16 protein-coding genes are annotated in these 22,158 nt (G+C 55.1%); 11 read left to right on the top strand and 5 right to left on the bottom strand.

Annotated elements, in window-relative coordinates:
- The first annotated feature begins 8 nt into the window (after positions 1-8).
- A complete protein-coding gene (locus BUB22_RS06095; protein ID WP_073114358.1) occupies positions 9-1,178 on the top strand; it encodes an alginate O-acetyltransferase AlgX-related protein in 1,170 nt (389 codons plus the stop codon).
- Here BUB22_RS06095 and BUB22_RS06090 read toward each other — a convergent pair.
- From BUB22_RS06090 to BUB22_RS06080, 3 genes are all read right to left on the bottom strand, one after another.
- Complete coding sequence (locus BUB22_RS06090; RefSeq protein ID WP_073114357.1) at positions 1,175-2,419, bottom strand: nucleoside recognition domain-containing protein; 1,245 nt, start codon at positions 2,417-2,419, stop codon at positions 1,175-1,177. The two genes, BUB22_RS06095 and BUB22_RS06090, sit on opposite strands and share 4 nt — an antisense overlap.
- 80 nt (positions 2,420-2,499) lie before the next feature.
- Positions 2,500-3,132 carry a phosphodiesterase gene (yfcE, locus tag BUB22_RS06085; RefSeq protein ID WP_073114356.1) on the bottom strand — a complete coding sequence of 211 codons (633 nt, stop codon included), beginning with the start codon at positions 3,130-3,132 and terminating at the stop codon, positions 2,500-2,502.
- 18 nt (positions 3,133-3,150) lie between these two features.
- Positions 3,151-4,290, bottom strand: a complete 1,140-nt coding sequence (locus tag BUB22_RS06080) for an RluA family pseudouridine synthase (RefSeq protein WP_073114355.1) — start codon at positions 4,288-4,290, stop codon at positions 3,151-3,153.
- A gap of 74 nt (positions 4,291-4,364) precedes the next feature.
- Between BUB22_RS06080 and BUB22_RS06075 the strand changes: the two genes are divergently transcribed.
- The 8 genes from BUB22_RS06075 to BUB22_RS06040 all read left to right on the top strand — a co-directional run bounded on the left by BUB22_RS06075 (position 4,365) and on the right by BUB22_RS06040 (position 12,270).
- Entirely contained in the window at positions 4,365-5,672 is a 1,308-nt protein-coding gene (locus tag BUB22_RS06075; protein ID WP_073114372.1) for a deoxyguanosinetriphosphate triphosphohydrolase, read from the top strand.
- Positions 5,673-5,683: 11 nt separating this feature from the next.
- A complete protein-coding gene (locus BUB22_RS06070) occupies positions 5,684-6,376 on the top strand; it encodes an HAD family hydrolase (RefSeq protein ID WP_073114354.1) in 693 nt (230 codons plus the stop codon).
- Positions 6,377-6,428: 52 nt separating this feature from the next.
- Entirely contained in the window at positions 6,429-7,547 is a 1,119-nt protein-coding gene (locus tag BUB22_RS06065) for a hypothetical protein (RefSeq protein ID WP_072810402.1), read from the top strand.
- A 110-nt stretch (positions 7,548-7,657) separates the two neighbouring features.
- Positions 7,658-8,941: a serine hydroxymethyltransferase gene (gene glyA, locus BUB22_RS06060; protein ID WP_073114353.1), complete on the top strand. Its 1,284-nt coding sequence runs from the start codon at positions 7,658-7,660 to the stop codon at positions 8,939-8,941.
- A 154-nt stretch (positions 8,942-9,095) separates the two neighbouring features.
- Entirely contained in the window at positions 9,096-9,818 is a 723-nt protein-coding gene (locus BUB22_RS06055) for a fibrobacter succinogenes major paralogous domain-containing protein (RefSeq protein WP_073114352.1), read from the top strand.
- A 14-nt stretch (positions 9,819-9,832) separates the two neighbouring features.
- Entirely contained in the window at positions 9,833-10,540 is a 708-nt protein-coding gene (locus BUB22_RS06050) for a fibrobacter succinogenes major paralogous domain-containing protein (RefSeq protein WP_139258774.1), read from the top strand.
- A gap of 58 nt (positions 10,541-10,598) precedes the next feature.
- On the top strand, positions 10,599-11,297 hold the full coding sequence (locus tag BUB22_RS06045; RefSeq protein ID WP_073114351.1) for a hypothetical protein: 699 nt from the start codon (positions 10,599-10,601) through the stop codon (positions 11,295-11,297).
- A gap of 16 nt (positions 11,298-11,313) precedes the next feature.
- The gene (locus tag BUB22_RS06040; RefSeq protein WP_254794657.1) at positions 11,314-12,270 is read left to right on the top strand and encodes an ABC transporter ATP-binding protein; all 957 of its coding nucleotides are present in this window, start codon (positions 11,314-11,316) and stop codon (positions 12,268-12,270) included.
- Positions 12,271-12,342: 72 nt separating this feature from the next.
- Here BUB22_RS06040 and BUB22_RS06035 read toward each other — a convergent pair whose 3' ends face one another.
- Together BUB22_RS06035 and BUB22_RS06030 are read right to left on the bottom strand one after the other, a co-directional pair.
- Positions 12,343-14,244, bottom strand: a complete 1,902-nt coding sequence (locus BUB22_RS06035; RefSeq protein ID WP_073114350.1) for a BamA/TamA family outer membrane protein — start codon at positions 14,242-14,244, stop codon at positions 12,343-12,345.
- Positions 14,241-18,155: a hypothetical protein gene (locus BUB22_RS06030; protein WP_073114349.1), complete on the bottom strand. Its 3,915-nt coding sequence runs from the start codon at positions 18,153-18,155 to the stop codon at positions 14,241-14,243. Before BUB22_RS06030 ends, BUB22_RS06035 begins: the two co-directional genes overlap by 4 nt.
- A 322-nt stretch (positions 18,156-18,477) precedes the next feature.
- Here BUB22_RS06030 and BUB22_RS06025 point away from each other — a divergent pair, with 322 nt between their 5' ends.
- Positions 18,478-19,899, top strand: coding sequence for a hypothetical protein (locus BUB22_RS06025; RefSeq protein ID WP_073114348.1), 1,422 nt, complete (start codon positions 18,478-18,480; stop codon positions 19,897-19,899).
- A gap of 121 nt (positions 19,900-20,020) precedes the next feature.
- Positions 20,021-22,048, top strand: a complete 2,028-nt coding sequence (locus BUB22_RS06020; protein WP_073114347.1) for a peptidyl-prolyl cis-trans isomerase — start codon at positions 20,021-20,023, stop codon at positions 22,046-22,048.
- Positions 22,049-22,158: the final 110 nt, after the last annotated feature.

Below are 22,158 nucleotides of genomic sequence, written 5' to 3'. Positions count from 1 at the left end.
GAGCGACGATGGATACAAAGACTAAAATCGCTCTCTGGTGTGTTCGCGGGCTCGGGCTCGTTTCGCTCCTGATGCTGGTGCTGTTCTTTAGCGGAGCCTTCCCGCAGTGGTTTACCGGCAGGGGAGACCTCTTCAGGCTTACTTCCGTAAAGAAGTTCAAGGAAGATGTCGACAAGCCGTACCATCCCGATGAAAGCGTGCATACGGCCTCGCTCGATTCGGGTATCGTGTGGTGGCTGGGTGACAGTTTTAGCCGCGTGCAGTTTGGGCACAAGCCCTTGCCCGAAGAGGTTTCGGATAAACTGTCTGCGGAAAGAATCGGAAAGGTTGCTGCGGTGGATTACATTGACCTGCAGGGCTCCCCGAAGTCGCTGTTTGCGCTTGCCGCTGCCCGCGCGAAGGAAGGGAAGCCTGTTCCGAAAGTTATCGTAGTGGAATGTGTCGAACGCAATGTATATGCGAACTTCGGTGCGAATGCGGTATTTGATTACGGTGACGTGGCGCCCTGGAACGAGGGCAAGGGCCTAGGCTCGAAAGTCAAGCGCATCCGCCGTCGAGCCTTCCTCGAGGCTCCGGGAACGGTCGACTTTAAGTTGCGCCGCTTCCCGCCGACGGCCGCCCTGCGGGAACTCACGGATACGTGGCGCTACTCGCTCTACAAGGATACGCATCCGGGTGCGGACGAAGGCTGGGCTGGGGTTGGCGTTTATCACGAAGAGAAACCATTCCTTGCTTTTGCGGAAGATACTGCCGGAGTGCTCCTTTACAACAAGAATTCTGAAGAATACAAGGCTGTGGTGGAACACCTGAAGGACCTAGATTCCTTGGCAAAAACCTTCGGCGCGCGCCTCCTGTTTGTGATGGCTCCGAACAGGAATCTTTTCTGGCGCAACGATGTGAATGAATGGTTGTTGCCTGCAGGCTTGCCGCAGGCATCTCCCGATGCAAGGCACTACTTCGATTTCTACGACATGCTCGATTCGGCGGGCATCGAGAACGTTGACCTGACGGTTCCGTTCTTCAAGGCGCGTAAGGCCGGCAAGGATATTTTCTGGAAGACTGATTCCCACTGGAACGGAAACGCGCACGAAATTGCTAGCGATTGGATTGCGACAAAACTGTCACTAATGTTGTTCCCGAAGAAGAGGCTGGTCGCGAAGATGCCTCTTCAATACTAGACCGGCGGGAAGAACAGGTACGCAATTGCGATAGCGGCAAGCACGCCCACGGCGTCGGCGATGAGGGCGCAAGTGACGGCGTGGCGTGTCTTCTTAACACCAACAGAACCGAAGTACACCGCGATGATGTAGAACGTGGTGTCGGCGGCTCCCTGGAACATGCAACTTAAACGTCCGGCAAAACTGTCGGGGCCGAGTGCCTTCATGGCGTCGATCATCATGCCGCGGGCACCGCTCCCGCTAAGGGGCTTCATGAATGCGGTGGGGAGTGCGGGCACGATGTCGTTCCCGATGCCGAACAGCCCGAGAACCCACGAGATGCCGTTCATGAGCAAGTCCATTGCGCCGCTCGCACGGAATACGGCGACACCCACGAGGATGGCGACCAGGTTCGGGATAATCATCACTGCGGTATGGAAACCGTCCTTAGCGCCTTCGACAAACGCCTCGTAGGCCTGCACCTTCTTGTACACCGCGAGCCCGAGGAATGCGACGATGATGCCGAACAGCACGATGCCGCTGATGAAGAGGCTCGTGGTGCCGATGGCTTCGGCGGTAAGGTGGCTAAAGTAGAACATGATGGCGATGACGCAGGCCGAAAGCCCGCCAAGCCATGCGACCGTTACCGGGTCCTTGAGTTTTACCTTCTGGAAAAAACTGAGCGCGAAGATGCCCGCCATGGTGCTGAAAAACGTGGAAAGGAGAATTGGGAGGAAGATGTCGCTCGGGTTTGCCGCACCCATCTGTGCGCGGTAGGTCATGATGCTGACCGGGATGAGCGTGAGGCCGCTCGCGTTCAGCACGAGGAACATGATCTGCGAGTTGCTTGCGACGGTCTTGTCTTCGTTCGGGTTCAAGTCCTGCAACTGCTTCATCGCCTGCAGGCCCATCGGGGTGGCGGCGTTATCGAGCCCGAGCATGTTCGCGCTGATGTTCATGAGCATCGTGCCCACGACCGGGTGGTTCTTCGGAATTTCGGGGAACAGGCGGCTGAACAGCGGGGAGACGATTTTCGCGAGAATCTGGACGGCTCCCGCTTTCTCGCCAATCTTCATGATGCCGAGCCAGAGGGAAAGTATGCCCGTAAGGCCGAGGGCGATTTCGAACGCGGTTTTCGACATGTCGAACGCGCCGAGGATTGCCTTGTTGAAGATTCCGGTGTCGCCGAAGGCAATCCACTGTACCATGCACGCGATAAACGCGCCAAAGAAGAAGATGAGCCAGATAACGTTTAAGACCATGGCTTAAATGTTAGTAAAAAAAGTAGGATGGGGAGTGTGAGATGTGAAGTGTGTAATGTGTAATTGAAAAACATTTCACATTACACATCACACATTACACATTTTAATTCGCTGCCGTCGTCAAGCCTGTGAATGCTGAACTTGGCGGGGGAGGAGCCGGTCGCGCTCTCATAGAGGGCGAAGGTCGGCGGGTTTCCGCCCTTGGGGAGGCTCGTGGAACCCGGATTCACGAGCAGGACTCCCTTGAAGTTCTTTTCGCATTTCCAGATGTGCGTGTGCCCGTAGACGTACGCGTCGACGCTTCTGCCGTTCAGTTCCAGGTCGTTCGGGGCGAGTGTGTGGAGCGCATCTGCGGGGAAGCATTCCGGCATAAAGATGTGCCCGTGGCTCAGGAACAGCGTCTTTTCGGGTGCGCCTTCCGTACCCGCGTCCTTCACGACAGCAAATTCATCCTCGATGGGCATGTCGAGCATCATCAGGTCAACATCTGCATCGCAGTTCCCGCGGACCGCGACGATGCGCTCCTTGTAGGGAGCAAGCGCATCGACGACCCCCATGGGGCCGTGACCCGCCGGGAGCGGGTTGCGCGGTCCGTGATAGAGCGTGTCGCCCAGCAAAAAAATCTTGTCGCAGTTGAATTTCTCGAAAAAAGCAAGCGTCTGCCTTGCGGCGATGGCGGAACCGTGAATATCGGAGAGGATAAGTGCGCGCATCTTGTTTCCTGAGCTACCTTATTTCCTTGCCCCGCGCGGGTCGGCAATATCGTGCCTGAAACGCATGGGTTTTAATTTATCTATAACGCTTTGCAGTTCCTTCGGGAGCGGGCAATCGAATACCTTGCGTTCGCCCTGCCATACGAATTCGAGTCTGCAACTGTGCAGGAATAGTCTGTGGAGCCCGAGCGTCTTTTTCACTTCGCGGTTGAGCGCGAAGTCGCCGTAGCGGGTATCGCCCAGGAGCGGGTGCCCGATGCTTGCAAAGTGTGCGCGGATCTGGTGCATGCGCCCGGTCTCGAGCTTGATTTTCACGAGGTCGTAGCCTTTGTAGTGCTGCTTCACGCGGTAGTGCGTTACGGCCTCTTTCGCGTCCTTGCCGCTCTCGCCGACCTTCATCTTGCTGCCCTTTGCGGCATCGGTGCGGGTGAGCGATTCCGAAATCGTGCCCTTTTCCTTTTTCAGGTTGCCCTTCACGAGCGCGAAGTAGAACTTTTCCACCTCGTGTTCGCGAATCATGCGGGTAAAGTCGCGCAGCGTGTCGCCGTGGAGGGCCGCAATCAGCATGCCCGATGTCTCCTGGTCCAGGCGGTGCGCGATGGTGGGCTTGAAATCGAGACCTTCGCGGCGGCCCCATTCCCACAGGTATTCCACGAGGCTTTCGCCCGGGCGCGTACCGGAACCTGGCTGGCTCGCAAGTCCCGAGGGCTTGTTCACGATGACGTAGTCTTCTGTCTGGATGACGATATCCAGGTCCTTCGCACCCCAGGAAATTCTTTCGTCTTTCGTCTTTCTTCTTTCGTCTGTTGTGCCCCATGTGGACTTGTTTTTCGCGAAACCGGACTTGCTGGGAGTTGCTTGTTTGCTGTCACCTTGCGCCTGTGCTGCGTTGCCCTCGTCACACCGCAGCAGCGAAGCGGCAAGTGTGTCTGCGTGCGTCTTGTTATCTGCTTCCACGCTCTTGAAGTTCTCGTAGATGCAGACGGTATCGCCTTCCTGCAGCATCTGGTTCGCCTTGCCGACGACTCCGTTCACGCGCACCTTTTTTTTGCGGATGACGGCGAAGAAAACCGACAGGGATTCGTCGGGGAATGCCTTGCGTAAAAAACGGTCCAGTCGCATGTTGGCGAAGTTGCGGTCGATGATGCGCGTAATCATGTAATGAAAGATAGAAATAAATGCCAAACAAGTTTGTCGCTTCTCTCGCCTTGCAGAATTTTTATATTTGCGCCATGCTCAGATGGGAAACTCTTTTATCCGCTACGCGCTACGGGCACCCGGCAGACCCGGACCCGAACCGCTCCGATTATCACAGGGATTACGACCGCATTGTCTTTTCGACGGCTTTCCGCAGGCTTGGCCGCAAGACGCAGGTTCACCCGTTCTCGGTGAACGACCACGTACATAGCCGACTCACGCACAGTATCGAGGTCTCGAGCGTGGGGCGTAGCCTTGCGATTACGGTTTTCCACCTCATCAAGAAGTACTTGCCCAAGTATATCAACGAATACCAGTTCGGAACCATCGTGCAGTCGGCCTGCTTGGCTCACGATATCGGTAACCCGCCGTTCGGACATGCGGGCGAGGCGGCTATCCGCGAGTGGTTCCGCAAGAACCGCCAGAGCGCCCCGCTGAAGGATTTGAGCGACAAGGAAATGGCGGACTTCGAGAATTTTGACGGCAACGCGCAGGGGCACCGCATATTGAGCAAGCTGGAGTACCACTTTCTCGATGGCGGAATGCGCCTTACCTACGCGACCATCGGCGCCATGATAAAGTACCCGCAACTGGCCAAGTACGGTTGCCCCACCAGTTTGTTCTCGACGGAGGCGGACCTCTACGGGATTACCGCCGAAACGCTCGGGCTCCCGCAGATAGATAACGGCAAGTGGGTGCGCCACCCGCTCGTTTACCTGATGGAAGCCGCCGACGATATCTGCTATTCCATCCTCGACGTGGAAGATGCCATTGAACTCGGGATTCTTTCGTTCGGCGACGTGCGCGACATGTTCAGCTACCTCTGCGGTCCCGAAATAAATATCGACAAGGAATACGAGGAAAACGGTCGCAACTTCCGCGACTTCCTCAGCAGTATTCGCGGAAAGGCTTTCCAGAACATTATAGACGACGTTGCCGTGACGTTCGTGAAGCACTATGAAGAAATCATGGAAGGCAAGCTCAACAGCCACCTGATAGATATCACGAAATCCGATGCCATGTGGGGTATCCGCATTGCGAAGCGCCTGGGCGTGGAACGCATCTACCCGGACCGCCGCAAGACGGAACTCGAAGTCGGTAGCTATACCACGCTTGCGACCGTTCTCGACGCCTTTATCAACGGCGTCTACGATTACCGTGAAAATGGGCGGAATTCTTACCGTGCCGACCGCATCGTACGGCTTATCGGGCAGGCGAAAATCGGGCAGAGCGTGACCGCCGCCGAGGCCTACCACCAGGTGCTCGATTTTGTGACGGGCATGACGGACAACTACGCCACATACCTGGCGCGCCAGATTGGCGGCCTTGCGATGGGCGTGTAGGCGGGGGTCCCTTGAAGGTCTGGCTTTTCGATTACGACCTTACTTTGTATGGTGACGAAGAGCGCTATGTCATCAATTCGCTCGACCACCGCATTTCGCTTTTTGTGCAGAAGACTGTCGGCGGCGATTTTGAATCGGCGCACAGGATTCGCACGGATTACCTGGAAAAGTTCGGCACGACGCTTGCTGGCCTCATGGCGATGAACGGTACCGACCCGGACGAATTCTTCGACTTCATTCACGAACCGGAATATCTGACGTACCCGAAGCGTGCTCCCGAGAAACTCGCGCTGTTGCAAGGCCTGCAGGGCCCCCGCTATGTGTTTACCAACGGGCGGCACGACTGGAGCGAGGCAGGCATGGCGCACATGGGAATTGCGCCCGCGATAGATGGCGTTTTTGACCTGAAGATGATGGACTGGGTGGGAAAACCGCACGAGAGCGCGTACGAGAAGATGGAGCGATGGCTTGCGCGTGTTTGGCCGGAGAGATGTGGCGCGATGCCCGGATGGGAATGCTCGATGCCCGCGGACAAGCGCGATATTGTGCTCCTGGAAGATTCCCTGCGGAACCTGGAACCCGCGCATAGGCGGGGCTGGACCACCGTGCTCGTGAACCCGAGCGTAGAAGCGCCGGCTTGGGTGGATTTCCATATACCGCATCTGATGAACCTGCGCGATATTCTTCCTGTTGTGTCATCCTGAGCGGAGTGCGCAGCACGTAGTCGAAGGATCTATTTTTGTATTTTATACCCGTATGAAACGAACTGTTTATTCTGCACTTTTTGTAACGCTCGCTCTCCTTTTTGCCTCCCTGGCGTGGTCGTTCCCCGCTCCGCAGGCGCGCAACGGCTTCAGCAACATGAACGTGACGACGGAGTATTCCGAACTTTTGAAAGAGAAGAATGCCCGTAACGATTCGCTGTTGCCTGCGCTCGACGGCGACAAGGCTTTTGCCGAGGTGCTCCGCCTGAACCCGAACTTCTGGAGTCTCGGGAGCGCGATGGACAAGGAAGGCTCGCTCGTTACCAAGCTCAATGCGCAAATCGTGTTTATCGACGGTATCCGCGAGGATCCTTTCTGCGAACTGGTGAAGGGCTCCAAGAGCGACGCTTCCACATGGAACGTTCGTATAGGCGTGGACTTCGTTTCGGGCGGTTCCAACACGGTGCATATCCACGTGCAACAGTGCCTTGACTACGTGCGTGACCAGCTGGGTTATGCCATCAAGCAGGGCGACAAGATTGTGGTTATCCCGCCGAAGAAGGTGCTGGACAAGCTCCGCGAAAGCGAGATTCCCGATGCCATCGACCTCGACATGCAGCAGACGCTTTTGAAGGCGCACGAAGAAGTGGAACTTGACGGCAAGTGCCCCAAAAACATCGAGGCCTACATCATATTGATGAACGTGTACAACCAGGTCAAGGACAAGAAGATGGATTACGTTGTCATCAATGACCAGTTGAACAAGAACCGCAACGGCGCGGGCCGCGTGCAGAGCTGCGCCTTTAGCCGCGAGTGGAACAAGCGCTACCAGGAAAGTGCGAGTTTCGAGTGCGATATCGACAACGACCGCTGCCTCTACCGCCAGGAGAAGGACGGCAACTCCGAGTGGAGCATCAATTACGAGAAGGACCGTTTCGAGTACATCAACAAGAAGTTCCTGTTCTTCAACCGTAACCCCAAGAGCATCCACAAGGGCGGCACCATGCTCGACCTGCGCCTTATCCGCCTTTCGACCAAACTCTACCTGGAAGCCTACATCGACCTGAAGGGTAACCCCGTGACACTAGGGCTCATCATTGTTCCCGGTGACAAGACCATCGAGGATTACGACGACGGGGAAGACGAAGAAGACGGCGTGATGATGGAATAGGTGCGCGTACTCGCCAGAATTCCTGTTTCCTGCTTCATTTTGACGCCTTAATCCTTTTTTTGGACTTCTTATTATCTATATTTGGCGCGTACAAATCAAGGAGTAGCTAAATGCTCAAATCTACACTGCAACAGACCGATCCGGAAATCTACAACATCATCCAGGAAGAAGCCGAACGCCAGGAATATGGCATCGAACTCATCGCTTCCGAAAACTACACCTCCAAGGCCGTCATGGAAGCCATGGGCTCCGTGCTGACCAACAAGTACAGCGAGGGCTACGTGGGCAAGCGCTACTACGGTGGTAACGAAGTGATCGACAAAATGGAAGCTTTGGCCATCGAACGTTGCAAGAAGCTCTTTGGTTGCGACCACGTGAACATCCAGCCGCTGTCCGGTTCTCCGGCCAACGCCGCCGTGTACTTCGCCGTCCTCAAACCGGGCGACAAGGTCCTCGGCCTCAAGCTCGACCACGGTGGACACCTTTCTCACGGCCATCCGGTGAACTTCTCCGGTATGCTCTACAACTTCGTGCAGTACGAAGTCGATAAGGAAACGGGCCGCATCGACATGGACAAGGTCCGCGAAATTGCTCTCCGCGAAAAGCCGAAGATGATCCTCGCCGGTTTCTCTGCCTACAGCCGTAACCTCGACTGGAAGCGCTTCAAGGAAATCGCAGACGAAGTTGGCGCTCTCACCATGGCTGACATTTCTCACGTCGCTGGCCTCATCGCCGGTAAGGCTATTGATTCTCCGGTGCCGTACTTCGACATCGTGACGACCACGACCCACAAGACTCTCCGTGGCCCGCGTTCCGCTATCATCATGTGCAAGGACCGCACCATCCAGAAGATGGTCAAGGGTGAACTCAAGGAAGTTTCCCTCGCCAAGGAAATCGACAAGGGCGTGTTCCCGGGCATGCAGGGTGGTCCGCACGACCACATCAACGCCGGTAAGGCCGTTGCATTCCTCGAAGCTCTGCAGCCGGAATTCCAGGTCTATGCAAAGAACGTTATCAAGAACGCTCAGGCTATGGCCGACGAAATGATGAAGCTGGGCTACAAGGTTATTAGCGACGGTACCGACAACCACCTCATCGTGGTGGACATGACCTCCAAGGGCGTTTCCGGTAAGGAAGCCGAAGTGGCCATGGAAAAGGTGGGCATCTCCTGCAGCCGTTCTACAATCCCGTTCGATCCGCGCAAGCCGATGGATCCGTCCGGTGTGCGTCTTGGCACTGCCGCTATCACGACCCGTGGCTTTGACGAAGAAGATACCCGCGAAGTGACCCGCATCATCGACCGCGCTATCAAGGCTAAGGACGACGATGCTGCTCTCGCCAAGATCCGCGAAGAAATCGTGGCTCTCTGCAAGAAGCACCCGCTTTATAAGTAATGGCTTGTCAATCCCGGCTTGACCGGGGATCTAGACCCACATTGTCATCCCCGCGAAAGCGGGGATCTTTTATATATAGAGAAAGCACAAAATTGCCAAAGTGGCGGTGAACCAGCCAAAAAAATGTATAATTATAGAATTCATGAGGCTTTCTATGAATCGTACTTTTGCCATTCTTGCTTTGCTTGCGTTGTCGTTTGCGATAAACGCTTGTGACTCCAATTCTGAGGTAGGAACGATGACTGATTCCCGCGATGGTCAAACCTACAGAACCGTGAAAATTGGTGAACAGGTTTGGATGGCGGAGAATCTCAATTTCAAAACGGATAGTAGTTGGTGTTATAAAGACGAAGAGTCAAACTGCCAGAAATACGGAAGGCTTTATTCGTGGAATGCGGCAAGAGGTGCGTGCCCCGCCGATTGGCACCTTCCCAGCAAGGCTGAGTTCGAGACTCTGTTTAGGGCCGTGGGCGGAACACAGGATAAGGAAAATGAAAAAAAATGGATGGGAGCAGGCACCAAGCTCAAGTCCACTAGCGGTTGGGAAAGCAGTGCGAAAGGCTTGGCCTTTGGCTTGGCCTTAGCGATGCCTGCTCACATCAAGTCCAAAGATGGATTGAAAAACTTGAGTGACTTGAGTATAAGCAGCAACGGAACGGATGATTATTCCTTTACTGCGTTGCCTGCGGGCATCAAGGAAGTGTATTACAACTACGAAGGCTTCTATGCGGAGTTCTGGAGCTCTACTGAGGTCAATAGCGAGTTCGCCAATAACGCAGAAGCGTACAAATTGCACTTGGTCAGCCCCACTAAGACTGCGGTCCTGAACGGAACCTTCAAGGAATTCGGGTTGTCTGTCCGTTGTGTCAGGGACTAACTTTAGGAGGAAATATGCGTTCCCTTTGGTTTGGAATTCTTGCTTGTGCGGCGATGCTTGTCGCTTGTGGTGACGATGGTAGCGATTTCTCGACCCGTCCTTCGGATGGTTCGTCCTCTTCCCGTGCCAAATCCAGCAGTTCTACGAAGTCTTCGGATTCTGTCGTCGGTTGTAAAACCGAAACGGAAGACAATTGCGAATATAGCGAGTTGACAGACGACCGCGACGGCCAGATTTACAAGACCGTTAAAATCGGCGACCAGTGGTGGATGGCGGAGAACCTCAACTATGAAACGGACTCTAGTTTCTGCTACAAGGACTCTGACGAGTATTGCGAAAAGTATGGTCGACTATACACGTGGGATGCTGTGGTTGATGTTTGCCCCGACGGCTGGCATTTGCCTAGCAAGGCCGAATGGGAAACGTTGATCACTGCTGTTGGTGGACAAGCGACCGCAGGCAAAATGCTCAAGTCCACATCCGGTGGCAAAGGAACGGATGCATTCGGATTCTCGGCGCTCCCTGCTGGCTACAGGGTTAAAGGTGGGGGATATCTCTACGCGGGCGCCCACACGTTCTTCCGGAGTTCTACTGTGAGTTCTACTGAAATCAATAACGGTCCGTACAGCGCGTTCTTGGACTTCAACGCCGACTATGCTGCGGGTATGTCCAGCGACGATTACAACAACTACGGGTTCTCGGTCCGTTGCCTTAAGGACTAGCAAGCCGAGTGAAGCGGTTGCCAAGTTTACTATCTTTACCGCATAAACAAGAGGTTTTATGCAGTCCTGGACTGAAATCAAGAAAATCGAGAACCCGACCGAAGAACAGCAACTCGAGGCGATTGGCCTCAACTGGTATGCCATCAGCCTTATCGAGAACCCGACTGTTGCCGCGCAGAAGGCGGCGTTCGCGCAGAACGTGCAGGCGATTCTCTACATCAAGAACGGCCTTTGCGAAGATTTGAAGGTGGCGCTCAACTCCCTCGACGAGCCTGCGCTCCTTGCCGCGGTGAACGGCGACCCGAATATCCTCAAGTTCGTGACGAACCCCGACCTGCTCAAGGCAGCGGTGCGTAGCGACTGGAAAATCGTAAAGAAGATTGACAACGCGGGCGAAGACCTGTGGGCCGAGGCGGTGCGCGCGAGTGCCGAAGCCGTAAAGGCTGTGCCCTTCATGGGCGAAAAGATCCAGGCGGCGCTCGTGGAACGCGTCTGGCATGCCCTGCAAGATATTGTGCGCCCGTCGGCAGCCATCGTGATTGCCGCGGTGAAGCAGGACTACCATGCTTTTGAGTTCGTGAGCATCAAGGACCGTACAGAGCCGGTGCAGCTTGCCGCCGTGCGTACGGACTGGCGTTGCATCCAGTACCTGCAGCGTGCATCCGAGAAGGTGCAGATGGAGGCGGTGCGCCAGACGAAGGACGCTTTCGCGCTCATCAAGAACCCGGCCGAGGCGGTCAAGGAATTCTGCAAGTAGTTTTGCGGGGCGCGCGATGGAAAACCCGCTGGTAAAAGTCGAGAATGTCTCGTTCCGCTACCCGAAATCGGGCGTGGACGCGCTTTCGGGCGTGTCGCTCGAAATCCCGCGGGGGAGTTTCTTTGCGCTGCTTGGCCCGAACGGGGCGGGGAAGACTACGCTGTTGCGCCTTCTGTGCGGGCGTTTCGCGAAATTCTCCGGAACGATTGAACTTGCTGGCGACGTGCGCGTGTCTAATACGCATTCTGGCGCGAAGGGGGCTGCAGGTTCGGGCTCGCGAGGTTCGTTCCTCGACCCGCTCGCCTGCGGTATACTGCTCGAGAATCCGGGCATATACCCGAAACTTTCGATAAATGAGTACGTGGACTATTTCGTGGGGTTCTATGCGGCCCGCATTCCCGGGTGGAATGAGACTGAGGCCCGCGAACGCATTGCCCGCATTGCGAAGAGCCTGGAACTCCCGCCGCTCGATACCCGCATGGGCAAGCTTTCGCTCGGAAACCGCCAGAAGGTGCAGTTGCTTCGCGCGATGGCTCCTGCGCCGCGTCTTTTGATTCTGGACGAGCCGGTGGCGAATCTCGACCCGATGTCGCGCGAGGCCGTGTGGAAACTCATTGCCGACTGGCGTAAACAGGAAGGCGGTACGGCCATCGTCTGCTCGCATATCCTCGCCGAGATGGAAGAGGAGGCGACTGACTTCGCGATTATCGACCGCGGGCACGTCTTGAAGAGCGGGCGGGTCGCCGACATCGCGAGCGAAACCGCGACGTTCCGGGTGGAAGTCCGCGACAATTTATCGGCGAGCAATTCATCCGCAGGCAAAATGCCCGCGGGCAATACTCCCGCGGACAATTCGCCGGCCTTTCCGACTCCCGAAAAAATTCGCGACATTCTCGCCGCCGCCGGAGTTGAAGCCGACGTGAACCGTGCCGGCACGGGACTTTCTTCTCTTTATAAAAAGACTGTCAGATAATGTGTAATGTGAAATGTGTAATTAGTAATTACTCATCTCACATCCCACATTCCACATTGCGGCTTTGCCGCATTAGAACGTCTGCGACAAGTCGAACGCAAACCTGCCCCAGGCAAAGCCTTCGAGGCTCCAGTCGCTCAAGTTCTTCTTGAACGCGTAATCCAGGCGGAATGTGAGGAACTGCCAGCGGTAACGCAGCCCGAGGCCGAGCGCTTCTTTCGCAGTTTCTTTGTACAAGTCGCGTTCGTTGTCCATCACGCGGGTCCAGTCGTAGAATTGCACAATCTGCCAGTGCCTCCAGCCCTTCCAGGGGAGCGTCCAGCGGATTTCTTCGTTTATGCGCAGGTACATCGGGGTAAGTCCCGTGTTGATGACCGTGTCAATGACCTCGTTGCCATCGTCGTCGGTACTGGTCGTGTAGCTCTCGTAACTCGCGAAGATGCTGCGGAATCGGTACCCGCGCACAGAACGTGAACCGCCCTGGTAAAACACGCGCGCATCGTCTTCAAGCGCCTTCTCGAAGAACCTGCCCACGCTCCCGCTCAGCGCTCCGTAGAATGTCCAGAACAGCGGGTGGTAGAGGTTCACGGTTGCCTCGCCGTAGGTGTACGGGTTGCCTATCATGGTGAGTTTTTCGAGGTTTGCGTTCAGGTTCGTGCCCGCGCCTACGGTCGGGGCCACGCGCACACCCTTCGTGGGGTTGAAGTAGTCGTCGGTGTAGTCGAAGGTGAGCGCTATTTCGCCCTTCACCTTGTACATGTCGGCTCCGTTCTTGCTCACGAAACGCGTATCGAGCGTCCCGCGGAATCGGATGTGGTCGGTAATGCCGAAAGTCAGGTCGCCGCGGTTGATGATTTCGTAACGCTCTTCGACGCTATCGGGGTAGGCCGGCGGGGCGGTCTTTTCGTGGTTGAAACTCAGACGGTCTTCAAGGCGGATTGCCGTGGGGATAAACGTGAAAGATGTTCCGAAGAGTAGCGGGTTTGCGTAGCCGAGTGAAATTTCCTGTTTGTTCTCTGCCAGCTGGAACGAGGTGGAAAATTCGTTGAACTTACCGAAGAAGTTTTTGTGCTTTGCATACGCGATGGCGCCGAACCCGTACATTTCTTCGTAGAACAGGCCGTAGCGCGCTTCGCCGGGTACGCGCTCGGTCACGTTCAGGTGAATGTCCGATAGCCCGTCTGTCCTCAGGGAGTCGGTAAGTTTAATTTGTGTGAATAACTGCGTAGAAAGTAATTTTGACTTGAATGTGTTGAACTGGTTACCGTCAATGATTTCGCCTTGCGGGATTTTCCATAGCGACGATAGCCATGCGGTATCGGAAAGTCCAGCCTCTTGTTCTTTCTTGGACTTGTCGAGGTTTTTCTGTGCGGTACTCACCATGTTTCCCATGATGACCATTGCACCCGGGTTCACGATAATCTCGACCATGATGACTTTTTGCGTTGTGTCTATGAGTTCGCCTGGCAACACGTAGGTGTGCAGGTAGCCCGCCTTGCGGTAGGTCTGCTGGATAAACTGGATGTCTTCGGCGATGTCGTCTTGCGAAAAAATCCTTTCCTTGTCGTTCGTGCGGAGCTTGCTCATGTCAATATCGATCTTGGACGAATCGGGCACGATGATGCTTGTCCCGCCGAACCGGTAACGTTCGCCTTCGCGCAGCGAGATGACGTAAACGCGCTTGCGTTTGTTCTCGGAATCAACTTCACGCCTGATTTCCATTTTCATGCTGAGGCTGAAGAACCCTTGCGAATAGTAGAGCGCGCGAATGTTTTCGGTGGCAAGGCCCATCATAAAGTCTTGCTTTGTGGTATCGAGGTTCCCGAATTCGTCGGGAACTTCGAGTTGCTCGTTCAACTGGAAATTCGAAAACACAACGTTTCCGTCAAATTGCACCTTCCAGGGGTTTTTCTCCGTATCTTCGGCAAAGACGAATGCGATTGCAAAAAGCAGGAAGCAGATTAGTTTTTTCATTTTTGTGCCTCCTTCTCCTCGCTATCCTTGAGCGATGCGTTGGAGGATATCGTTTCGCAGTAGCCCAGGCCTAGCAGGCACGCGTTCCAGAATCGGTAACCGTAGTTGAGACCGACGTTCTTTTCGAGTCGGTTCTCGTTAGAACTTGCTCCCGTGTTGGTGAGGTACTGCTTCGAGATGAGCTGCCCGTTCAGGTAGAGCGACGGGTTGAGGTGGTTCTTGTGCGAGAACGACTTGTCCTGGAATACGGGGAGCGTGTAGGTCACGCCGAATTGCAGGGCCTGGTCATATGTCGGGTTTTCGCTCTGGTCCTGCGTGTAACCGAAGATGAACTTCATGTTCTTCACCCAGCGGTCGAGTGAAATCGGTATCTTGAAGTAGCTTGAATCCTTGTCGCTTGTGGTGTTGTTGCTGAACAGCATTACCTTCATGTCGATATCGCCGATATACTCGCCGCCGAGCGTCTTGTTGGCCGTGGTAGAAATCATCTTGCCGATAGCCTTGCCTGCAATCTTGTTCCAGTCGGTCGATTCGTCGTTGTTGTCGGCGATGCACCCGAGGATGATGTTGTAGTAGGTGGCTGCTGCGCTCGATTCAGTACCGCAGTTGCTCGTAGGCGTGGGCTGCGGGTTCGTAATCGTTCCCGTGATGTCGAAGTTGATGGGGCAGGTCTCGTTTTCCTTTTCGCCGGTGTCGTCGCAGTAGGGGAGTTCCTGCGCACTCGATACTTCGAGTACGCCGTGTTGCCACGGGACGTCCATCCACGAGATGCTGAAGGAGTTCAGTTCGAATTCGTAAAGGTCCTGCACGCCGATAAAGCCCGCATTGGAATTCGTTACGTCGCCACGCAGGAGCGGCCTGTTGGTGTTGCCGAGCACCCAGAAGTCAAACGTGAAGGGGAATGTCGCGAACGGAGTCACGATGGCGATGGAATCTCTCTGCGAGTCGTTCACGTGAACCATCAGGTTGATGGGGCTTGCGGTAGAAATCTTTGCTTCCTGCGCTTCGGTGGTACGCAACCTGGTGATGAAGTTGTTGAACATCGTGAGGATGCGGTTGAGCGAATTCGGCGTTATCTGGAACTCAAGCGCCTTGTAGTAGATCATCTTGTCGACGATGAGTTTGCCCGAAATGGATTTGTTCTGGAGTCGGTCGCTGGTGGAACGCGGTATAGTAAAGTCGAGGTTGCTCTGAGCCTGTATCTCGCCTTCGCCGAATGTTTCGTCGAAGAAGTTGTACTGGATGTAGGGGAGGCTCACCGATACCACCAGCTCGTTGTCGTAGTCTTCGAGCGAGCCCGAGACATCCTTCACCATTATGGAATGCTGCCCGGACTTGAGGCTGAATTGGTCGGAACTGATGTTGAAGCGTTCAAGCTTCATGCTGTCGAGGCTGTATGCCGCGGTAACGTTGATGGTTTCGCCTTCGTTGTTGCGGGTCGAAAATTCGGTAATTTCGGCAATCCCGTTTTCGAGGTGCCCCCTCACGCGGAACGGGACGAGCCTGCTCATCTTGGGAGGCTGGTAGAACGTGGAATCCGAGGTAATCTCTGCGGTTATGCCCTTGATACCTTCCTTGAGCTTTGCGGAAACGTCTATCTGCAGGTCGGTGCGCTTGATTTCTGTTGTGGTGCCCGGGATAAACCATGCGCCCGATACATTCGCCTTGCCCGTGAATGTGTACAGCGAGTCTATGATGCCCTCGACGGCGACGTCGCCGCCGTTGTCGGTGCTGTGGCTTACGCTCACGTGGCGCTCGCTGCTGAACACGTTGTCGACGATAACCTGCGAGGAACCCGCCCATCCACCGTTGCCGATGTTCACGTACGAATTGAGTTCTACCTTGTCGCCCTCGGCGAAAAGGTTCACCTTGTCTACCTTGAGTATGGTGTGTGCAATCTTCTTGAATTCAAGCTGCGTGAAGTCGATGTTGCCGAGCAGGCCCTTGCCTTCTTCGTACGCGATGTCGCCGCTCATGAATCCGTTGGCAAGAGTCGTGTCGTTGAGCGGTTCCAGTAGCACCGGAATACTGAAGTCCTTTGCCGACGCCCACGCGTGAATCACCTGTATGGGCAGGAACGCTGTTGGCTTGAATTCCGGGTTGGAGTCGTTCGGAAGGATAAACGCCGCTTCTGCTTCCACCATGTTCTTGTCTTGCATGGCCTGGAACCTGTCGATGAAGATGGAGTCCCCGCTCTGCCTTGCTTTCACGTGTGCGCGGATTTCGAACGGGTCGTAGTTTCCTTCGGCAAACACGTCAATCGAGCCCACGTTGTCGGTGAAGTTTTGCCGCCAGTGTCCGGATACGGTGCCGTAGATGTCGTTGCTTATCTTTAGCTTTGCGAACGGGATGGTGTTGATGTCCACGCTGTCGGCCTGCACCTCGATGGTGATGGAGTCGGTCCATGCGATGTACGCGTAAGCATGCCCGCCTTCGCGCTGCGTCACGTCCCAGGAGGTGTGCGGGTCTTCGTGATTCCACATCACGTCGCCGAAGAAGTCAAAGGTTTCCTTTTCGCCGTAGATGATGCCGTTGCTGAACAGGATGCCGTTCCTGTTGAGGTCGAGCTCCACTTCGAGCGAATCGGCCTTCATCTGGTAGGCGAAGTCCACGTTCGGGATTTTCGCCTTCGCGTGTAGCACCCCGTTCTGGAAGTTGCCGTCGATGGTAAAGCGGTTGCGGAGCGTGAGATTCCCGAAGTTCCAGTCCAGCGCCCACGGTTCATACGGCGAGAAGTCGCCCTCGAACGTGACGAGCAGTTTGTCGCCCAGGTTAACGACCGCATCGATTGTGGAGCCCTGACGCGTTTCGATGCTCACGTCTATGCGGTCGCCTTCCTTGTGCGCGGAATGGATTTTCATGTCGAGCGGCATCATGTGCGGGCCGAATATGGAACTCATGTACTCGACGTACCCGCTAATATCGCCGTCGAGATTCTTGTCCATGTCGCCCTCGAGCATAATGTGCCCGCCCTCGTCGTTGTACAGGTCTACGTGCACGTGGTAGCGCTCGTCGTCGCCCTTCAGGTTTATCTTCGCGTTGCTTGCCATCAGGGGCCAGAACTCGCCGACCCTCGTCTGCAGGTTCAGGTTGTACTTGGGTTTGCGCGTCTTCGGGTCGAAGCTCACATCGCCGTTCACCTTGATTGCCCCGATGGTCGGTACCGCGGGCGGAATTTCCACGGGTATCCAGTCCTCGGGCTTCTTCACTTCCATGTCCACGTGGGTCTTGACTGCCGCCATGTTGTTCTTCGGCGCCTTCACGTCGAGCTTTATGGCATCCTTGCCGGCCTTGACCTTGCCCTTCACGGCCACGTTCTCGCCCGCGAAGTCCGCGCGGATATCGATGCTCGCCGTTTCTGCAAGGTAGTCGCCCTGGATGCTGTCGAGCTTTATGCTTGCCGCCTGCATACCCTCGCTCTTGATGGAGAGGTCCGTTGCCTGCCAGTGCTTTGCGTCTTCGCTCCCTTCGTTTATATCCACGGAAATCTTCCCGACGCTCGCCTCTACGGGCAGGTAGAACTTGGCCCTTTCCGGGAAGGCGATTTCCCCTATCGGGTCCTTTTTCTTGTCGGTGCCGTTTGTGTCGGGGCTCGTCTTGATGCTTGCGGCAAATTCGCCGAGCGAAACTTTGCCGCCCTTGCCTTCGCCCAGGATGGTAATGTCGAGGTTAAAGTCCTTTACGGTGTAGACGTTGTCGCCCTGCTTTACGGTCACGGAATCCCAGGAATGGGTGAGCGGGCCCCCGAGCGTGTACCCGTGGGGGGTGACTTCCACGTCGCCGTAGGTGTGCGGGTTCGACAAGTAGGTAATTATGGCAATACGCGTAAACCAGGCGCCCAGGGCAAGAACGCCAACAACGACCGTCACAATGGCGGCGGTCAAAGCAAATGTCGAAGTACCTATCTTCAACGTGCATAATTATAGAAAACATATTATATGTCGCGGTCCGGAATATGCCAGAAATGGGTGCATAACTCGTTGATGCTCAAAGAGTTGCGTGTACAAGGAGGATTTTGGGTGCCTCTGGGTGTGTGGTTTTTGGTGCGGTCTTTCACTTATGACATACAAATTATGCGATGGATGTCACATATTTTCGTTAACAAATGTTACAAAACGGTTATTTAAAAATTACGGAAAGATTTAAGTAAGCATTTTGTAGTCGGATTTTTTGGCCTGATTGCTAAGTTATGCGCCGTCCAAAACATTTTCTCCTATCCAGGGAAGGAAACTCATGAGGCTCGACAAGGCGAAATCGACCGTATGCCTGTTGGCCATCGCAACGCTGAATACTTTGTCCGTTGCGGGCGGCCTGAACACCAACACCAACCAGTCCGTGCTTTTCCAGCGCAGCGTGGCCCGCGACGCGAGCACCGACGTGGATGCCCCGTACGCGAACCCCTCGGGTACGGCGTTCATGGAAGATGGCCTGTACATTTCGGCAAACAACCAGACGTTCTGGCAGAGCCGCGAGACGACTGTCGAGAAGTCCCCGATATTCAAGGACGGCACGAACTTCAAGGGCAATGCGTTTGTGCCTTCGCTCCCGAGCGTGCTGGTGACCTGGCACCACGGCAACTTTGCGCTTTCGGGCCACATGGGCGTTATTGGCGGTGGCGGCAGGGTAAATTTCGATGACGGTATCCCGAGCTTCTACGCGCTTACATACGCCCCGCTCAAGCAGATGGAGGCGGCACTCGCCGAGAAGGGGCTTACGACTACGAACAGCGCCATCGATGTTTCGCTCGAGGCGAGCTCGTACATCTTTGGCGCAACTCTCGGTGCCGCCTACGAGTTCAACAAGATGTTCTCGGTGTATGCGGGTGCACGCTTCAACTATGCGATGAACAGCTACGACGGCTCGGTCGCAAACCTCCGGCTGAATTCCGTTATCCCGGGCGTTAATCCCGAGGGCAAGATGGTGGAGGCGTCCACGCTTGCAGAAACATTCGCGACACTTGCGGAAAGCGCCAAGACTCAAGAAGAAAAGGTGCAGTACGCGACGCTCGCGGGCACGTTCGAGACTCTTGACGACAAGATGACGATGGACTTGGAACTGGACCAGACGGGCTTTGGCATTACCCCGATTGTCGGTCTCGGTTTTAAGTACAAACGACTTACTTTGGGTGCAAAGTTCGAGTACAACACCTCCATCGAGATGGAAAATGACACCAAGAAGAACGATACCCCGCTCGAACAGTTTAATGACGGCAAAAAAGATCACAACGACATTCCTTCGTTCCTTGCAATCGGTATAAACTATTCCCTGCTCGATAACCTGCGCCTTGCCTTCGGGTACCACCACTGGTTTGACAGCAAGGCCGATTTCAGCGGCGATCTCGAGGACTACGTGGACGATACGAACGAGTTCCTCTACGGTGTGGAAGTGGACTTCCTTACGCGCTTCACCATAAGCGGTGGCGTGCAGGTGACCCGCTTCGGCATCAAGGATGGCTACATCAGTGACATGAATATCAATATCTCCTCGACGAGTTTCGGGTTCGGGCTTGCCTACCGCATTACGGACTGGATGCGCATGAACCTGAGCTACTTCCACACGCTCTACCAGGATTACGACGAGCAGGTGGAATACGGGATAGACGTGTACAACCGCGACAGTCGTGGATTCGGCGTGGGTCTCGATTTCAGGATTTAACGTAAAATTTCCTTTGTAGATGCTATAGGGCCGCCCTTCGGGGTGGCCTTTTCTGTTCGGCGTGGGTCTGATTTTTATGAATTGTTTATATTTACGGGGACAAAATATCCAAGAGGATTTGATGAATAGAAAGATTCTTGTTCTGGGTGCCCTTTGTGGCCTTGCCCTTGTAGGGTGCAACGGTTTCGGTTCTGGTGAGGGCAAGTTTGCCCAGGTAGATAACGAGACCGTCTATAATACAGATATTGATTTTGCGGTAATGACTTCCGCTACCGGGCGTGCCGATTATGACAACATTGTAAAGGGCGTGCTCACGAGGTCTGCCGTTGTTTCTAAGGCCCTGCAGGAATACCCCGAACTCGGGAAAAACTGGGAATCCTATTCCAAGAACATGGATGACCGCCTGCTCACGCTCGTGTACCAGCGCTTCTATTCCATGGAAAAGCTCACGTATTCCGATGCCGACCTGAAGGCGTTCTTCGATGCGCATAAGGCCGACTTTGCCGATTCTACGGGCAAGGTCGAGTTTATCGATGTACGCGGGAAGGTGGCCGATCGCCTGCTGCTCGAACGCGAGGCCGAAAAACTCAAGGAATCGGGTGGCGACACCGCGGCGTTTATCGGCGGCTTCAAGCAGGAGATGGTGCGCAATACCATCAAGACGGTGAAGGAGAAGTTCCCGGTTACGATCGAGAAGATTGTGCCGCCCGACCCGCAGGGCTACTACGAGAAGCACAAGGAAGAATTCAAGACTGCACCTGCATTTGAAGTCTATCACGTGCAGATGGAAGATTCCGCCGCGCTTGCCAAGCTGTTCAAGAAGCCCGTGGACCTCGAGAAGTTCAAGGCGATTGCCGCAAAGAAGAGCGTAAACAAGGAAACCGCCGCAAATGGCGGCTACGTGGGCGTGGTGAAGGAAGGCTACGCCCTCCCGTACGGGATTGGGATTATCAACGGCCTTGCCGAAGCGTTTACGGGCAAGCCCGAAGGTACGCTGTCGCCGGTGCTGGGTTCGACCCGCACTCCCGGCCGTCATGTGTTCTATCTTGTCCGTGAAATTCCGCCGGAGGTCAAGCCCTACGACCGCGCGAAGGCTGACGTGGAAAACCACATGCTGGGGGCGGGATACCTGGAGCTCCCTCCGGATTACGTGCTTATCTCGAAGAACGGCGCCCCGCTTGTTACCGAGAAGCAAATCCTGCAGATATTCGAAGAAGAACCTGGCATGCCGAAGACGAACAATATGCGCGAACGTATTATCCGTAGCCTTGCGGAATGCGCGTCTTTTGCCGACGAGGCTCGTGCGATTGGCCTGGATTCTTCCTGGGAATACCGCGCGCTGGTGCGCCAGACCCGCGACAACTACATCATTTCGCACTACGACGAGATGGCGCAGGCCAAGAACGCTTTGCCCGAGGATTCCCTCAAGGCGTATTTCGAAAAGAACGGCAACCCGGTGCGCCCGAGGCTATCGTACGAAGAATCGAAGGCCGACCTGGTTGACTACATCCGCTTCCCCGAGAACGTGCTGAAGCGCGACTACTACTTCAACTACGTCATCAATGCAAAGCGCGCGATGGACGAAACCCGCAAGCAGGTGTTCTCGAACCGCATCGGCGTGCTCCGCAAGGCGCGCAAGGAACGCATAGAGGCCGAAATCTGGGCCAACGCGAAGGTGAAGGTGTTCAAGGAAGGCGTTTCGGTCGAGCAGCCTGCCGCCGGTGCTGCTGCCATGCAGGCTACGGCCGATTCCCTCTACAAGGCCCGCAGTTACGAAGCCGCCGTCGAGCAGTGGAAGAAGGTCCGCGACTTCTATCCCGATAACGACACGCTGTTTGCGAAGGCTACGCTCCAGATTGCCCAGATTCAGTCCGAGGCGGAACAGTATTCCTTCTCCGAGGCGGAATACAACGTGTTCTACAAGATGTGGCCCGACAGCCCGGATGCCGAGAAGGCCATGTTCAGCCGCGGGTTCATCTTGAACGAAAACTTGCACAAGGATACGCTCGCCCTGCAGGTCCTGGAGGAATTCCAGGCCAAGTACCCGAACAGCGAAATGGGGAAGGACGTGAACTGGCTTATCGAGAACATCAAGTCCGGCGGAAAACTCGCCGAAGACCTGATGAAGAAGATTGAATCTGAGGAGTAAATTCTGAATTCAGAATTCGGAATTCGGAATTCGGAGTGAATTACTTCGGCTGCGTCCACAATGACGTTTATAATTCTGAAATCTGAATTCCGAAATCCGAATTATATCTA

The organism is Fibrobacter sp. UWCM (assembly GCF_900129735.1).
Lineage (GTDB): Bacteria > Fibrobacterota > Fibrobacteria > Fibrobacterales > Fibrobacteraceae > Fibrobacter.
The sequence above is the reverse complement of the archived record's forward strand: the minus strand, read 5'-3'. Positions and strand labels throughout refer to the sequence as shown.

Bases quoted from the DNA above. Each gene is read 5' to 3' on its own strand.
- yfcE (WP_073114356.1), bottom strand. From the start codon at position 3,132: ATGCGCGCACTTATCCTCTCCGATATTCACGGTTCCGCCATCGCCGCA.
- BUB22_RS06095 (WP_073114358.1), top strand. From the start codon at position 9: ATGGATACAAAGACTAAAATCGCTCTCTGGTGTGTTCGCGGGCTCGGG.
- BUB22_RS06075 (WP_073114372.1), top strand. From the start codon at position 4,365: ATGCTCAGATGGGAAACTCTTTTATCCGCTACGCGCTACGGGCACCCG.
- BUB22_RS06045 (WP_073114351.1), top strand. From the start codon at position 10,599: ATGCAGTCCTGGACTGAAATCAAGAAAATCGAGAACCCGACCGAAGAA.
- BUB22_RS06035 (WP_073114350.1), bottom strand. From the start codon at position 14,244: ATGAAAAAACTAATCTGCTTCCTGCTTTTTGCAATCGCATTCGTCTTT.
- BUB22_RS06025 (WP_073114348.1), top strand. From the start codon at position 18,478: ATGAGGCTCGACAAGGCGAAATCGACCGTATGCCTGTTGGCCATCGCA.
- BUB22_RS06080 (WP_073114355.1), bottom strand. From the start codon at position 4,290: ATGATTACGCGCATCATCGACCGCAACTTCGCCAACATGCGACTGGAC.
- BUB22_RS06020 (WP_073114347.1), top strand. From the start codon at position 20,021: ATGAATAGAAAGATTCTTGTTCTGGGTGCCCTTTGTGGCCTTGCCCTT.
- BUB22_RS06040 (WP_254794657.1), top strand. From the start codon at position 11,314: ATGGAAAACCCGCTGGTAAAAGTCGAGAATGTCTCGTTCCGCTACCCG.
- BUB22_RS06090 (WP_073114357.1), bottom strand. From the start codon at position 2,419: ATGGTCTTAAACGTTATCTGGCTCATCTTCTTCTTTGGCGCGTTTATC.
- BUB22_RS06065 (WP_072810402.1), top strand. From the start codon at position 6,429: ATGAAACGAACTGTTTATTCTGCACTTTTTGTAACGCTCGCTCTCCTT.
- BUB22_RS06050 (WP_139258774.1), top strand. From the start codon at position 9,833: ATGCGTTCCCTTTGGTTTGGAATTCTTGCTTGTGCGGCGATGCTTGTC.
- BUB22_RS06055 (WP_073114352.1), top strand. From the start codon at position 9,096: ATGAATCGTACTTTTGCCATTCTTGCTTTGCTTGCGTTGTCGTTTGCG.
- glyA (WP_073114353.1), top strand. From the start codon at position 7,658: ATGCTCAAATCTACACTGCAACAGACCGATCCGGAAATCTACAACATC.